13 protein-coding genes are annotated in these 15773 nt (G+C 43.8%); 12 read left to right on the top strand and 1 reads right to left on the bottom strand.

Features of this window, described 5'->3' with window-relative positions; genetic code table 11:
• The first annotated feature begins 146 nt into the window (after positions 1-146).
• The 4 genes from CAN90_RS10630 (at position 147) to CAN90_RS10610 (ending at position 5024) form a co-directional block, all read left to right on the top strand.
• Positions 147-1295, top strand: coding sequence for a GGDEF domain-containing protein (locus CAN90_RS10630; protein ID WP_085833793.1), 1149 nt, complete (start codon positions 147-149; stop codon positions 1293-1295).
• A 516-nt stretch (positions 1296-1811) separates the two neighbouring features.
• On the top strand, positions 1812-3152 hold the full coding sequence (locus tag CAN90_RS10620; protein ID WP_085833791.1) for an ABC transporter substrate-binding protein: 1341 nt from the start codon (positions 1812-1814) through the stop codon (positions 3150-3152).
• A gap of 118 nt (positions 3153-3270) precedes the next feature.
• Positions 3271-4188, top strand: coding sequence for a carbohydrate ABC transporter permease (locus tag CAN90_RS10615; protein ID WP_085834348.1), 918 nt, complete (start codon positions 3271-3273; stop codon positions 4186-4188).
• On the top strand, positions 4185-5024 hold the full coding sequence (locus CAN90_RS10610) for a carbohydrate ABC transporter permease (RefSeq protein ID WP_085833790.1): 840 nt from the start codon (positions 4185-4187) through the stop codon (positions 5022-5024). Before CAN90_RS10615 ends, CAN90_RS10610 begins: the two co-directional genes overlap by 4 nt.
• Positions 5025-5170: 146 nt before the next feature.
• Here CAN90_RS10610 and CAN90_RS10605 read toward each other — a convergent pair whose 3' ends face one another.
• Positions 5171-6241, bottom strand: a complete 1071-nt coding sequence (locus CAN90_RS10605) for a LacI family DNA-binding transcriptional regulator (RefSeq protein WP_085833789.1) — start codon at positions 6239-6241, stop codon at positions 5171-5173.
• A gap of 333 nt (positions 6242-6574) precedes the next feature.
• Between CAN90_RS10605 and CAN90_RS10600 the strand changes: the two genes are divergently transcribed.
• From CAN90_RS10600 to CAN90_RS10565, 8 genes are all read left to right on the top strand, one after another.
• Positions 6575-7693 carry an enolase C-terminal domain-like protein gene (locus tag CAN90_RS10600; protein WP_085833788.1) on the top strand — a complete coding sequence of 373 codons (1119 nt, stop codon included), beginning with the start codon at positions 6575-6577 and terminating at the stop codon, positions 7691-7693.
• A gap of 87 nt (positions 7694-7780) precedes the next feature.
• Positions 7781-8548, top strand: coding sequence for an SDR family NAD(P)-dependent oxidoreductase (locus tag CAN90_RS10595; RefSeq protein WP_085834347.1), 768 nt, complete (start codon positions 7781-7783; stop codon positions 8546-8548).
• A gap of 48 nt (positions 8549-8596) precedes the next feature.
• Complete coding sequence (locus tag CAN90_RS10590; RefSeq protein WP_085833787.1) at positions 8597-9262, top strand: RraA family protein; 666 nt, start codon at positions 8597-8599, stop codon at positions 9260-9262.
• A 14-nt stretch (positions 9263-9276) separates the two neighbouring features.
• Entirely contained in the window at positions 9277-9609 is a 333-nt protein-coding gene (locus tag CAN90_RS10585; RefSeq protein ID WP_085833786.1) for a UxaA family hydrolase, read from the top strand.
• 91 nt (positions 9610-9700) lie between these two features.
• Positions 9701-10918, top strand: a complete 1218-nt coding sequence (locus CAN90_RS10580) for a UxaA family hydrolase (protein ID WP_085833785.1) — start codon at positions 9701-9703, stop codon at positions 10916-10918.
• A 204-nt stretch (positions 10919-11122) separates the two neighbouring features.
• Positions 11123-12520: an ABC transporter substrate-binding protein gene (locus tag CAN90_RS10575; RefSeq protein ID WP_242953632.1), complete on the top strand. Its 1398-nt coding sequence runs from the start codon at positions 11123-11125 to the stop codon at positions 12518-12520.
• Positions 12521-12588: 68 nt separating this feature from the next.
• Complete coding sequence (locus tag CAN90_RS10570) at positions 12589-14373, top strand: sensor histidine kinase (RefSeq protein ID WP_242953668.1); 1785 nt, start codon at positions 12589-12591, stop codon at positions 14371-14373.
• Complete coding sequence (locus tag CAN90_RS10565; protein ID WP_085833783.1) at positions 14366-15649, top strand: response regulator transcription factor; 1284 nt, start codon at positions 14366-14368, stop codon at positions 15647-15649. The genes CAN90_RS10570 and CAN90_RS10565 overlap by 8 nt, the downstream gene beginning before the upstream one ends.
• Positions 15650-15773 lie beyond the last annotated feature (124 nt).

Here is a 15773-nt window from a genome sequence, read left to right as displayed (position 1 = left end):
TCCAATAGTGAAAAAGATTGATTTATTCAAATATCGATGCTATCCTAAAATAAGAATAAATTTTTTTATTAGGCAGATGATCGCATGTGCAGAGAAAACTGTTCTCTGACTTAAAATAGTTTAAAAGGATAAAAGGGTGCGTATTGGTGAAGTTTCGTAAATCTCCTCCCAATATAGTAAAACTACGGTTTGAAGAAGAATTGGAATACCAGGTTTGGGGCAACCACCTGCTGGGGTTAACTTGGGTGCTAGTAGCAATGGTATTCGCCGTAGAGTTGGCAGTTTTTTTATTAAAGGAATGGATCGGCGGTATAGAAAACGCGGAAGAATATTTAGTAATGTACGTAGTTATTCCAAGTACAGTGAATGCAATTGTTTTACTGGTAACCCATATCATTTCTCGAGGGCTATTGGCCAAAGGAAAGTATAGTTTACAGGCTTATTTATTTCTATTTAATTTATCCCTACTTTGTTTAAATGTGGCGATTGCACATAGTAATGTACCGGTTGTCTACGTTATTTTTAGCTTTCCGATTCTATTATCACTTATTTATATAGATGATAAATTATTGCTGGGTGTTTTCTGTTTGAATACATGCTTATTTTCTATTTATATTGCAATCTTGTATTATGCAGAGCCGTTTTGTGAGAGTAATTACAAGCCGGACGTTACCTATGTTATTACCTCTCTTTTTCTTATATTCGCATGCTATTTAACCTCCAAAATGAGCTTGCGTAGACAGAATAGCCTGGTGTACAGCATTATTTGTGCGCACGAGCGTACAAAGCTGGATTCTCTCACCGGCTTGTACAACCATGCTACTTTTTATGATACGTTAAGTGCCCGTATTCAAGAGTACCACCATAGCCCTAAGCCGTTTTCTTTAATTATTATGGACATTGATGATTTTAAGCAGGTCAACGACCAAAACGGCCACGACGCGGGTGATGAGATTATTTTAACGCTTGTAAAATGTATAAAAGACAACCTAGGTGAAAATGAAGTTGCTTATCGATATGGTGGTGAAGAATTTACCATTATTACAAACCGAGTACCGGAGGACGACGTTGCACTTGCGGAATCCATTCGCTTGTGTTTTGAAGAGGATGCTTCAAAAATAGGAAATATTACGAATGCAACGGTTAGTGTAGGTATCGCTCGTTATAATGCGCAGAGGTTTGGTGCTCAACGCGAGTTTTTTGCTGCGGCGGATGAAGCACTATATTCCGCGAAAAGAAGTGGCAAGAACCATACTTTGGTTTGGCATGAGGGAATCTCGTCGTTATCACTATAATTGCTTATACAAGAATCAAACAAAAAGAAGCCAGAATGAATTCATTTTCATTCTGGCTTCTTTTTGTTTTTTAGAATAGTTGTTTCCGAAAACAAAGGTGGCTATTTCAAGAATACAGCGAAGATTATCAAGCCAAATGCTAAATGCAACAAAAATTTCACAAAAGAATTTGTGGTTAATATTCAAAAATAACAAACAAAACAGTCAAAAATAGTTTATTTTATTTCAACGCCGTTCTTATATAATGGAAATAGAAGAAACCGCAGATACAAAAAATCGTATAATGCGACAAAAAGCAAAGGTTTATTCATGCCTTTGCACCTTAATTTTGAATGCTGCTTACATAAATTCAGAGGGCGCAAACCACCGTAACTCAGCACTAGCTTACAGGTTTTAAAAAAAAATCACTAAAAAGTTTTGAGAAAATTTGAAGAACTAATGATTTGATAGTGGTTTGGTTTTTGGGGAAGACCGGTGAGTTAATGATATGTTTTTTTTGAGGAAGGAGATTTGTTTATGAAAAAAGGGTTGAAAAAAGGCTTAGCACTCACATTGGCATCCGCAATGCTTATTTCAGCAACGGCATGTGGAGGTTCTACGGCAGGTAGCTCTGCTGCACCGGGAGGCGCCGCCTCTGGAGCGGATGGCGATGCACTCAAGGGCGAGCTGCGTGTTACAACACAGGCGTGGATGATGGGTAAATACGATTTTGAGGGGATTAAGGCTGACTTTGAAAAGAAGCACCCCGGTGTAACCGTAGTTTACAACAAGGTCGACAATGCAGACGTTACCACCAACATGCTGCAATGGTCTCAGGGAAAAACGAACTGCGACATTGCAATCGGCGGCAGCCGTGAGCACGCCGTACAGTACGCCGCAAAGGATTACATTGTTGAGTTCGGCGATGACTTCTTTACCGGTGACAACGCAAAGGATAAGTTCTTCCCGGCGTTCCTTGAGCTAGGTAACGTAGAAGGCAAGCAGTACATGATTCCCGTTACCGGTGAAGTCATGTTTATTGTTGCCAACAAAGACTTAATGAAGAAGGCTGGCCTTACCGATGCAAATGGTAAGGTAGAAGCCCCCAAAACATGGGATGAACTATACGATTATGCGAAAAAAGCAACGATTACAAAGGATGGCAAAACCGTGCAGACCGGTCTCTCTATTGACTGGGGCACCAACTTTATGACCTACTCGTACCTCTCTGCACTGCAGGGGATTAAAGGCAATTTTTATGAGTCCGATGGCAAAACCATCGACTTTACTAGCCCAGAGTCGAAGAGCCTGCTTACGAGCTGGAACAAGCTGGTAAAAGACGGCTTTACCCCAATTGATACCTTTGCCGACATGGATGCCGGCCGCACCAATTTTAAAGCCGGTAAGGTAGCCATGCTCATGACCGCCGCTTCCCGTTGGATTGAGTGCCAGCAGAATGTAGGCAAAGACAACACAACGGTTATCCCGGTTCCTGGAACCGATACACACGGCTCATTGGTTTACATTCATGGTGCAGTGATTCCAAAGGCTTCCCCGAAAATCGAGCTGGCAAAGCTCTTTATTCAGGAAGAACTGCTTAAGACCGAATTCCACGTAAAGGCGCTGAACACCTACGGCAAAATGTCTCCGTTGCTTGCACACTACCAGGGTCTTGAAAATGCAGATTGGCCGACGGTTGTAGAGGCAACCAAATCTGCCGTTACCACTCCCTTGTACAAAGATTTCTCGAAGCTCGACACCAGTGTGCAGGTTGAACTGCAAAAGTGCATTAAGGGTGACCAGAGTGTAGAAGATACACAGAATAACCTGAAGAAACTAATTGGTACGTTAGATTTAACAACCGGACTCAATAAGTAACATACGCAATTCCGTTCTGGGAGTTTGTACAGGGGAACATTGTTCCCCTGTACAAATAACCGAATCGGGTATGGCTGATTTTGCTTACGCTTTACATGAAATCGGCGGAGGTATGAAAATGAAGAAAAAGCTTTCACTCAGCCTCAAAAAACAAGTTCCAGGCTATGCATTTATGCTTCCAGGTTTTCTTTTTGTGGCATTGTACATGGGTTACCCTTTATTCCGTTCTCTTTATCTTAGCTTCACACAGTACAATTTTAGCTTCGACCCGAATCCCATTTTTATTGGCTTTAATAACTTCATAAAAATGTTTTCGGATACATACTTTATGGCGGCTCTTTGGAATACGTTTATTTTTACCATAGCATTTTTACCGGGCGTTATGATTATCTCTTTAATCTTGGCAATGATGCTCGATAAGGGCGTAAAAGGCTCTGGGTTCTTCCGTACCTGTATTTTTTTGCCCGTGGTAGTGCCGCTTTCACTTACCGGTATTATCTTCCAGTGGATTTTAAACGAGCAGTATGGCCTATTAAACTGGTTTTTGGCAGATGTTTTGCACCAGAATGCTTGGGCACAAAACTGGTTGGGCGAAGGTAACTGGGCAATGGTAAGTATTATTGTAGTCAGCCTTTGGAAGAACATTGGTATGCTGGTGATTTTGTTTATGGCAGGGCTTCAGGCAATCTCGAACGATATTATGGAGGCTGCTCGAGTGGATGGAGCAAATGCGTACCAGCGCATCGTACATATTACACTTCCTAATTTAAAAGAAAGCTACGTAATCTGTGGTATCTGGGCAATTATTCAGGCGGTAAAGGTATTTGAGCAGCCCTTTATTATGACGCAGGGCGGCCCTGGTACATCTACCTTAGTGCTGTACCAGTACACATGGATCAACGCGTTTAAATATTTTGAAATGGGGTATGCCTCCTCCATTGCTTATTTCATGGGTGTGGTTATTTTGCTGCTCTCGCTCATTAACATGTTCCTGAACAGAGGGGACGATGCAAAGATAAAGAAGGTGAAGGTATGAAAGAAAAAAATCTAGCCGTCAATTTCATCCTTTTTGTTATTTTACTCTTAACGGCGTTTGTCTTTATCATACCGTTCTTGTGGACATTTCTTACATCACTCAAAACCAATGATGAGATTTATGCGGCTACCCTAACCATTCTCCCAACAAAGGTAACATTTGATCATTACATTAAGGTAATCACTCAAATGGGAGACTTCCTCAAGTATTTTCGCAATTCGGTAGTGGTTTCACTTTGGAGCGTGCTCGCAACGGTAGTATTCAGTGCATCCATGGGCTACGCTTTCTCTAAAATGAATTTCAAATTTAAAAATTTTTATTTGGGTTTTGTACTGTTTATTCTAACATTACCCTATGTTATTTACTTAATTCCCATTTATATTATGGAATCGAAAATGGATTTAATCGATACCTCATGGGGACTCATTCTACCTTACATCGCAACGAACCTCCCCATGTCTGTATTTATTATGCGTGGTCAATTTAACAATGTTCCCAATACCCTTGGTGAAGCCGCTACAATTGACGGCTGTAACAACTGGCAGGTGTTTTCTAAAATAATGCTCCCGGTTGTAAAGCCTGGTATTGCTACGGTCATCATCTTTACATTTATTAATGTGTGGGGTGAGTTTACGTATGGTAGAACGCTTACGGCCACCTCCAAAGCGCAGACACTGCCAGTTGGTATTACATTCTTAAGGGACGAAGCTGCCTCATGGCAGTACGGTACCTTAACGGCAACCATTATCTTATCTCTCATTCCGCTGCTAATTATCTTTTTGAGCATGCAGAAATACTTTATCAGCGGAATTATGGAGGGCGCCCTTAAGGGGTAATGCGGATGACGTTACAGCTAAAAACACAAAGGTTTTATCAACAGGGGATCACCGTTTAAGAAAGATAGGCAATAAGAAAACGGTGATTGCAGGAAAACATCTGCAGTCACCGTTTTCATTCATAGCCAGAGCGGCTTTCGTTCATTTCAGGATATTTCGCCCTCATAAAAAGACAGGTTGCTTTTCATTATGATTATCGGCTCAATAAAAAGGCTGTCGCTCACAGGGGTCTCGTTCTTTACCAGAAAATCAAACAAGGTTTTGCAACCGAGATACCCATACTGAAAAGGCTTTTTGTAAAGAATGGCGTTCATTACATTTTGCAGCAGCATCTCTCGGTTTTCTGAAAATAAGTCGCTTCCTATCACCGTAATTTCATCCTTGCGGCCAGAATCTAAAACGGCTTTGCATACAGGTGGCGTATTGGTGGCGGTACAGGAATAGATTGCACGAATCTCCGTATCTCTTTTTAGTAGCTCAAGCAAATCTTGGTACAAAAATTCGGGCTCTCTGCGGTTATAGATTGTCGTAATTACCATGTTGTTTTCCACTCTGGAAAGATACTGCTCAAACCCACTTACATTCATGTAGTGAGTTGAAACAGCAATATCGCCCGAAACGACTAGAGCCTTGCCCTGATTCCCGGTAAAACCAGAAATCAGTTCGGCTGCCATACTACCTGCCATTAAATCCTGTGCACGCACACAGCAAAGTCGCTTTACTTGTGGTAAATCCGATACAACGAAGACAGTGGGTATGTTTTTTCTGCTGAATTGCTCCATAAAATAAGTAAATGCAGGGGTCTCTACTGCAAGTGTAATAAGGCCGGAGATTTCGTCGCTGTGGTTTAGGTACACTTCCTCCAGCATTTTAGGCAGATTGGTAAGAGGCCCTGAAAAGCCAAAATCGAGAATTTCAATATTGAATTCAGCAACCTCTGCCTGAAAAGCACGCATACCCTTCCAAATATCGCAGTAAAAATAACGGTTTGTACCGTTTGTAGGTAGCGGTAATACAAAGGCTATTTTTAATGGCTTTCTTTTGAGGGAAGAGGCTACATAATTGGGCTTATACCCCATGGCATCTGCAATCGCAAGAATTTCTTGCCGCACCTTTTCACTAATGCCAGTTTTGTTGTAAAGTGCTTTGTGCACCGTGGAAAGAGATACATCTGCTTCGGCAGCAATATCTTTTAAGGTTGCTTTTTTATCTTTCATACCGATTCCTTCCGCAGAGCTTTCAAACTAGCTCTTAAAATAAATAAAGTCGGTAAAAGGCCTTAATAGGCAGGTTCACCGCTGGTTTTAAGCAAATAGCGTTGGAGTTATATACAAAATATAACATAAATAAAGACAGAAAGAAAGGAATTTGGTGGATGCAACGAATTGTTCCTTTCTAAGTAACTTTTGGTAAACCCTAATTTTAATAGAAAAATAGCTTTTATTAAAATTAGATTACAATACAATTGACTTCGATTAAGCAGAATGCTAGAATAGTGGCGAGATAGGGAAAACGTTTTCCTTATTGCCCGATGAGAAAGGCGGAGCAAAATGAAAATCGTAAAATTTGAATCATGGTGGGTAAAACGAGATCAATGCCTATTTGATGAAAAAAGAAGAGGCGGCGGAAAAATGCCCTGGGATGTTGTTGTTATTAAACTGACGACTGATACCGGCATTGAGGGAATTGCAACGGCGATGGCGGCACGCTCTGGGCAGGTGACGGAATCGTATTTATGCGAAACCGTAGCACCAATGGTAATGGGTCGCTCCCCGTACGATCGAGAGAAAATCTTCTACGATTTTTGGAATTTAGACCGTCACGAGGCGTTTTTTCCCGTATTTCTTCCCGGCTCTGTTGACGTAGCTCTTTGGGATATTTGCGCGAAAGCGGCGGGACTCCCGCTTTACCAATACATAGGCGCTTACCGCGAAAGCCTGCCGGTTTATGCAAGCAGCCTGTTTTACGATTCGGTGGATACCTATGTAAATGAGGCACTTTATTATAAGAATAAAGGTATTCCCTTCTACAAGGTGCACCCGCCGGGCCCCTATGAGTTCGATATGGAAATTCACGAGAAGCTCAGAGAAGTTCTAGGGCCGGAGATGGGTCTAATGTCTGACCCCGTAGGCGAGTACAGCCTCGACGAAGCCATTGTAGTTGGCCGCCAGCTCGAGAGGCTCAATTACCTGTGGTTTGAAGAGCCCTTCCGTGATTTTGAGCTTTATAAATATAAAACTCTTTGTGAGAAGTTAGATATTCCGATTGCTGCAACCGAAACAACGCGCGGCGCTCATTGGGGCGTTGCTCAGGCTATTAATCAGCGTGCGGCAGACATTGTACGTGCGGATGTTTCTTGGAAATGCGGCATTACTGGTACACTGAAAATCGCCCATTTGGCAGACAGCTTCGGCTTGCGCTGTGAGGTGCACACCACCACCATGACCTATATGGATATGGTGAACCTGCACGTTTCTTGCGCCATTCGCAATTGCCGTTTCTTTGAGTATTTTGTTCCGGAAGAGAGCTTCCAGTTCCCCATGAAGGGAACTCTCCCCATTGATGAACACGGCATCATTACCGTTCCCAAAACACCGGGCATTGGCGCCGAATTGGATTGGGAATTGATTGAACGCAACTGCGTTTCTTATAAAGTATTAACTCTGTAATATACAAAGATTGTCATCTCCTCTTTTGTGGAGGAGATGACACCTGTGCTTATTTTGAATGGGAAATTGAAAGGGAGATTAAGCGATATGATGGACTATAATAACATATTTTCACTAAAAGGGGAGCGCGCCGTTATTACCGGAGGAGCAAGCGGATTAGGGCTCGCAATGGCAAGGTGCATGGTTGCAGCAGGAGCCGAGGTGATTCTATTAGCCAGAGATGAAGAAAAGCTAAAAAAAGCCTGTGAGGAGCTGGGCAGCAGTGCCAGCTATTACTGCTTTGATGTAACGGAAAGTGACCGTGCACAGGAGATTGCTGAACAAATAAAGCGGGAGCACGGTGAGGTTACCATTTTATGCAACAATGCGGGTAACCATTGCAAGAAGCCGATTGAAGAAATGTCTGTTACCGATTTTACAGATGTTCTAAACGTTCATGTGGTTGGCTCTTATGCCATCACCCGTGCCTTTGTTCCTCAAATGAGAGAAAATAAGAAGGGCAGCATTTTGTTTACCGCTTCCATGACCTCCTTTATCGGTATGCCTTATGTAATGGGCTATGCAGCGGCTAAATCGGCGTATCTTGGCATGGTTCGGTCACTTGCCGCAGAGGTTTCGGCAGATGGGATTCGAGTCAATGCGATTGCACCTGGCTGGATTGATACGCCTATGTTCCATAAAGCAGTAGATAACGACCCCCCACGCCAGCAGAAGATACTGGGCAGAACCCCAATGAACCGCTTTGGTGACCCGGAGGACATTGGCTGGGCTGCCGTATACCTTTGCTCTGCCGCCGCTAAGTTTGTAAATGGAGTAGCACTCCCCGTGGACGGCGGCGCTTTAATTGGATTTTAATTCACAAAATAGGGAAATATGGGCATAAAAACTTGGGAGGGTTTCGTAATGGCACAATGGAAGAATGACAAGGAGCTGTTCGCACTCGTAAAGGAACGCTTATACACTCCTGTTGTGGGAGATATTTTGGACGCCCTAGGCTGTTATCATCAATTTCTCCCGCAGGAGGTACGCCCTCTTCGGGATGATATGAAGCTGGTTGGCAGAGCAATGCCGGTATTGATGATTGATGTATTTGGCCCGCAGAAAAAGCCATTTGGCCTGTTAACAGAGGCACTTGATCAGCTAGAAGAGGATGAAATTTACATTGCAACCGGAGGAACCAAGCGCTGTGCATATTGGGGTGAGCTGCTCACCGCCACCGCCAGAACCAGAAAAGCGGCGGGAGCGGTTGTGAATGGCTGGCACCGCGATACCCCACAGGTGCTAGAGCAAAATTGGCCGGTATTTAGCTGTGGCTGTTACGCACAGGATTCCTCTGTTCGTACACAAGTGGTCGATTTTCGTTGCCCCATTGAGATTGGTGATGTTTGGGTGAATTCCGGAGACATCGTGTTTGGGGATATGGACGGCGTCTTAATCATCCCACAAAAATACGAGACCGAAGTGTTTGAAAAGGCTTTGGAAAAGGCCGCAGGAGAAAAAGTGGTGCGTAAGGCCATTGAGGGTGGCATGACCGCAACCGATGCATTCGCTAAATTTGGCATTTTATAAGAGGGGGAGTAAGCATGAGCGGGCAGGCTGTTTTTCAAATAGATAAGGCAGACAACGTGGCTACCGCGCTCGAAGATTTAGAGCCGGGAACTGCCGCCGTTCATGGCGACCCGGTTCAGGAAACTATAACCGTTGCAGAAGAAATACCCACCGGGCACAAGCTTGCGCTCTGCAACATTGCAAATGGGGAGACCATTGTAAAATATGGTGTGGTAATCGGCTGTGCTACCAAAGATATTTCAATTGGGCAGTGGGTACATCTTCATAATATGAAAAGCCTGTACGACGCCAGATCCTCCAGCTTAGACGTTGTAACCGGTGCCCCTACGGATACACATTATGAGTAACATTCATAGCAAAGAACCCCTCATGCGAGTGGGAAAGAACGGATACCAGTTAAATTTTCATTAGTAAAGCAATGTTTGGAGAGAGTGGACAATGAAAGAGTATGAGAACATATGCTGGAAAGGTTACCTACGGCAGGACGGCAGAAAAGGAATACGCAATAAGCTATTGATTGTGTATACGGTAGAGTGTTCCGCTCATGTTGCAAAAGAGATTGCTCTTCGTACCGGCAACAAAGATGTAGAAGTGGTTGGCTTTGACGGCTGCTGCGACAACGAGTATGCGGTACGCCTGCTTTTGGCTCTTATTCGTCACCCAAACGTAGGGGCTGTACTTGCGGTTGGGCTTGGCTGTGAATATGTACAGCCAAAGTATCTTGCTGAAAAAGCAAAGGAATCCGGCAGGGTAGCGCATTGGTTTTTTGTGCAGGAGCAGGGCGGTACAGAACCATCCATTGCCTATGGTTTGCGCCAAGCAGCAGCTTTGTTAGAAGAGCTTAAGCGTACTCCCGTTGTTCCCATGGGCTTTTCCGACTTAGTAGTAGGTGCAGAATGCGGCGGCTCTGATTATACCTCCGGGCTTGCCGGCAACGTAATTGTTGGGCGCTTTTACGATAAACTTATTGATTTGGGTGGTACTGCCGTGTTTGAAGAAATTGTAGAGGCAATCGGGCTCAAAGATCTGCTTCTAAAGCGTGCGGCGAATACCAATGCAAAGGAGCAATTGGAGCACACCTACAACAAAGCCTTGGAATACTGCAAATCGGTTCGTCAATATTCTGTTTCTCCGGGAAATTTTGCTGGTGGGCTTTCATCCATCGAAGAAAAAAGCATGGGTGCCGTGATTAAAAGCGGAAGTCGCCCAATAAACGGAGTGATAAAGGTATCGCAGCAACCGCCAGAGCAGGGGCTTTGGCTGCTCGACAGTACGCCGGACCCTTATTGGATGGGGTTTGGGTACACTAATCCCAATGACAACGAGGGGCTTATGGATTTGATTTCTTGCGGCTGCCAGTTGGTGTTTTTGGTAACAGGGCGCGGGAATGTGGTTGGTAGTGCAGTAGCGCCTGTGTTTAAAATTACGGGCAATAACGCCACCTTTCTTCGTATGAGGGGGGATATGGACTTTAACGCAGGGCCAGCACTCAGCGGCGAAGTTTCACTGGAAGAGCTTTGCAAGGATTTGTGTAAGAATGTAATAAAGATTTGCTCCGGTGAACTGACGAACGCGGAGCGACTAGGCCATACAGAATATTTCATCCCCTATAAATACCAAGAAAAAGAAGTCGTAATCAAAAAGAAATGTGAATAGGCGCTCTCGCCGTCAAAGTGTTCACGCAATCGAGTGTTTGCAAGGACTTTGGCGGCTTTTTGTGTGTGAAAAGTAAAAATAGAAGCTCAGCGTTTGCTATCAAATTTATTAACTGAACCACAAAACTTTTATATTTAATTGACAAATTCTTTTAAGCTTCTATAATTATCTTAAGCTATCATTTTACATAAAGGGGGAGTCTATGTGAGTAAAAGGTTGAAAAACGTCACATATTCTTTCCCGTTTTCTATTTTATTCCGCCAAAAGAAGGAACAAAACAGGCTCCCCAAAGCCGCTTTTTCCCTTTTGGGAGTGTTTGCCATGCTGCTTAGCGGCTGTTCTGGTTCTGCTACCGTTCCTCCCAGTGAGAGTGCTGTGAGCAGTACCCCTCAAACTACGGTCAAGTTTTGGACCTATTGTTCCACACCGGAACGTGACCAAGATTTTATCCGTTTTCAGCAATTACTCAAAGAAAAGAATCCCGAAATCAAGCTGGAGTATTTGGGACTTCCGGGGGATTCATCCACCTTTATGCAGAAGCTGGATGTTGCAATTGCGTCAGACACTGCGCCGGATTTTACGGATTTTTACGATTCCAAATACATAAAGTATGGTTTTTATGAACCATTGGATGCTTTTTATAATACTTGGAGTGAACGGAATTCTTTGAGCAGCGCTGCCATTGCGCAAGCGCGTGCGTACGACCCCAAGCAGCACCAGCTCTATACACTCCCGTTCTCCATGCAGCCGTGGGGTATGTGGGTACGGCCAGACCTATTGCAGTCTGCGGGGCTTTCTGTTCCACAAACGTGGGAAGAATTTTTTACGGCAACGCAAACACTGACGAACCGTGAGAATGACCAGTATGGCATTGCACTGCGCGGCGGCCCGGGCAGCAGTAATACGTTAGAGGCTCTTATGTATGCGTATTCGGGTATACCGAATTACTTCGATAAAAACGGCAAATGTACCATCAACAATCCTCGCAATGTTGAGTTTGCCCAGCAATACCTTGGCCTGTATAATCGCTATTCCGCACAGGATGATTTGGTGAAAGGGTGGACGCAGCTCACGCAGTCCTTCCAAGCAGGAAAGGCGGGTATCATTTTTCACAACTTTGGTTCGGGAACCTCGATTGCAATGGCGTTTTACGGAGATAAAACACGGTACCGTGCGGCGGTATTCCCTAAATCAAAAGAGAGCGGACAGCAAATGCGCTTTGTTGCTATGCGCTCCGTAAGCATGAATTCCAAGTCGAAGGTAAAAGACGCTGCCTTTCAGGCAATGACGTTGTATTGCGGTGCAGAAGTGCAGATTCCCCGCTGTAAAACCCAAGGGGAGGTTCCTGTGAGTACAGAGTTGAGTACGGTTTATTCTGATTATCGCCCAGATTACTTATTACTGGCAGAAAAAATAGTAGAAGGTAAAGATGGCTCGGCTCAGATTCTGGCTCCGGTTTACTTGCCGCAATACAGTGATATTCAAGCTCAAATGGAACCAAAGATACAAAAGGTGATGACCGGGAGCCTCTCAGCAAAAGAGATGCTCGACCAATGGGCAAGCCTATTGGAATCTGCCAAAAGGGACTTTGATAGAAGTTAACCTATTCTATTCATTGTAAAAAACGTTAGGTAGAGCGATTTTAAAAGGGGCGCTGGGTCTTGAAAAAGGTGTTTCAAAAGCCAATTAAAAAGCAGATTATGCTCCTTTTTTTGCCGGTAGTATTAGCCGCTGTGCTAATTATCGGTCTATTTGCGTACTTTTTTGAAACCAATAATATTAAAAAGAACGCCTCTTTCTTATCGCAGAGTATGGTAAGCCAAATTTCAGTTCTGCTGAATGATAAAATGATGACCGCTTTCACTCAGATGTTGAATCTTTCAAATAGCCCTGCGGTAAACACGCTTCTCCTTAGCGAAAGCTCGGCGGAGGAAGATTTTAAAAGTCTGATGGCTTGCTATGGCAGTATGGAAGAAATCTACCGCAATTACGATCAAATGGTAGATTCCCTATACTTTTGCAATAACAGAGGGGTAGAAGTAAAGTATTTTGTAAATGACGTTCCAAAGCACATTGGGCTTTCTTTGCCGCAATGGATGAAAAAGTACAATTCATCCCCTCATGGGGTGTATTGGCTCAATGAGCACCGAGATGATGTGTTCCAAACCATGGTGCCACATAAGGTCATTTCTGTGTTTCGCTTGATTGGCTCTCCGCAATCATCCTCCAGCGGAATTTTACTGTTTAATTTAAATAGCAGCTATTTCTCAGCCATACTCGATAACGTTCATGTGTCCGAAAACGGGTACATGATGCTCATTAGCAAAGACGGTACACTCTCCTCAGCCTCTATGCAAAATCGGTATTGCCTAACGCTTTCCGCAGTAGAAAAGCTAAAAGAGCATTTTGGCTCGAGTGGCAGTATGGCTTTGCAAAGCGTAACCAACCAGCGAATGATTGTTACCTACCAGAGCATTGAGGCAAACAATTGGATTGTAGCTGCCGTAATGCCGGAAAGTGACCTTTTAAGCACAGCCGGAGAATTTAAATACATATTGCTGGTGTTGGTGCTAGCGCTTATATTTCTGGTTGTTTGGCTTTCGAATGTACTTGCTAAAAGTATTTCAAAACCCATTGAGTACCTTTCGGATCAGGTCATTAAGTTTGATAATGGAGATATGAGCGTCAGCTTTCAGGTGGACGCCGGAAATGAAATTGGTGTGCTGGCACATGGCTTGTCTTATTTAAAGGTAACGGTTACAGAGCTTCTTGCACAGGTGCGCCGTGAACAGGAGCAGAAAACAAAAATGCAGCTTTTGGCTCTTCAAGAGCAAATCAAGCCGCATTTTTTGTACAATACCATTGGCTCTATTCGTCAGCTTGTAAACATGCGCAATAACAATATGGCCAGTGATATGTGTGTGGAACTCGCACGCTTTTACAGGCTAGGGATTAGCGGTGGAAAAGAAATCGTAACGCTCAAAGAAGAGCTGGAGCACGTAGCAAGCTACCTTGAAATACAGAAAATGCGCTACGGTGACGATTTTGAATATGAAATCAATGTAAAAGAATCCCTCTTATCCACACAAATATTAAAGCTGAGCCTTCAGCCCCTTGTGGAAAACGCAATTTACCACGGGATTAAAACAAAGGATGGTATCGGCATGATTTTGGTCAGCGGTGAAATACAGGAGACCAAGATTATGTTGACCGTATTTGATGATGGCGTGGGAATTGAGCCTGAGTGTCTTGAAGATTTGCGCAGTACACTGCGGTTGCCCCCAGAGATAAACCATACCAAGTACTTTGGTCTACGAAATGTAAATACGCGCCTAAAGCTGTACTTCGGGGAGGAATCTGGAGTAGAGCTGGAAAGTGTACCGGGGGTTTATACGCAGGCAAGTCTTGTAATACCGCTCGCGAAGGGTGAGAAAGGGGAATCGTTTGATGCATAGGCTTCTCATTGTTGATGATGACCAGATTATTCGAGCGGGGATGAAGCAGAGCATCCATTGGAAAGAAAATGGCATTGAAGTGGTAGGCACAGCGAGCAACGGCAGAGAATGCCTGGAGATGATACCGAGCTGCCTGCCCGATATTATCCTTAGTGATATAAAAATGCCGTTTATGGATGGCGTAGAGCTTATGGAAGCGGTGTACCGCCTGTATCCACACATTAAGGTGGTTTTATTGACCGCATACGGCGATTTTAAATATGCGCAGCTGGCTTTAAATTATAAGGTTTGCCAATATGTAATGAAATACGAGCACAATTCAGAAGTGCTCAAGGCGGTGCTTAAGGCGGCGAAAGAGTCGGATGACCAGAAAGATAATGTAGAGATGATTAATCGCAGCCGCACCTTGCTTAAAAATAAGTTTTTCTACGATTTAGTCGTCAATTACCAGAATGAATCGGATTTTGCAGAGCGTGCAAAGCGGCTTCATATTCAGTTTATCAGCCCCGTGTTTTGTGTTGTGTGTATTCATGTTGGGAAGCGCAGTGAGCGTGAGGCAGAGATATTGCTATGGCAAAAAAAACAGCTTTGCAATAAAATTGGGGAGCTGCTGCAAAGCAGCCTTAACCAACCAACGATTGGCGTTTATTATTTTGTGGGAGATATTTATTTGAACTTGGTCGTGAATTTTTCAGAACAGCTTTCGGAAAGGGAGCAACAAGAATTCTTCACCCGTTTGGAGGAGCTATTTCAACAGGTAAGGGAAAACCAAGGTGTTTCGCTGGCGGCGGGTGCAGGTTCACTTTGCAATAGCTGCGCTAACCTATTAAAATCATATACAGAAGCTACGCAGGCATTGGAAATGAAAAATATGCTCGAGTCTCATTTACAGGAGGGACAAACTCTTGTGCGCTTTGAGGAACTGAAGAATAGCAGTGTATCTCATGCTGCCGTTTTGCGGCAGGTGCTATCGTTTATTGAGTCGAATTTTCATCAGGAGGATTTGTCACTAAACCGAATTGCAGAGGAGGTTCACCTTACACCAAGCTATATCAGCACTCTTTTTAAGAAATACCAGGGCGTTAATCTCAGCGATTACCTCATGGAGCTGCGCGTGAAAAAGGCAATGAGCCTGCTGGTAGAAACAGAGTTTAAGACCTACGAAATTTCAGAAAAGGTTGGTTATAACAATCCGCAGTATTTCAGCGTGGTTTTTAAACGGATTGCAGGCTGTGCCCCGGGGGAGTACCGAAAGCTCAATCGGAGTATTACCTAACAGTTAGAGGCCTAAAGCTTTGAAAGCAATAGGTATAATGCAGTCGATTGATAATGACATTATGAAAGAAGATGGCATGAAGCTGGTGCTAAAAGAATAGGACTTATCGAGCAAAATATCCATA

The organism is Clostridium merdae (assembly GCF_900176635.1).
GTDB lineage: Bacteria > Bacillota > Clostridia > Oscillospirales > Acutalibacteraceae > Faecalispora > Faecalispora merdae.
Note: the sequence above shows the minus strand (reverse complement) of the source record. Positions and strands in the feature narration are given on the sequence as shown.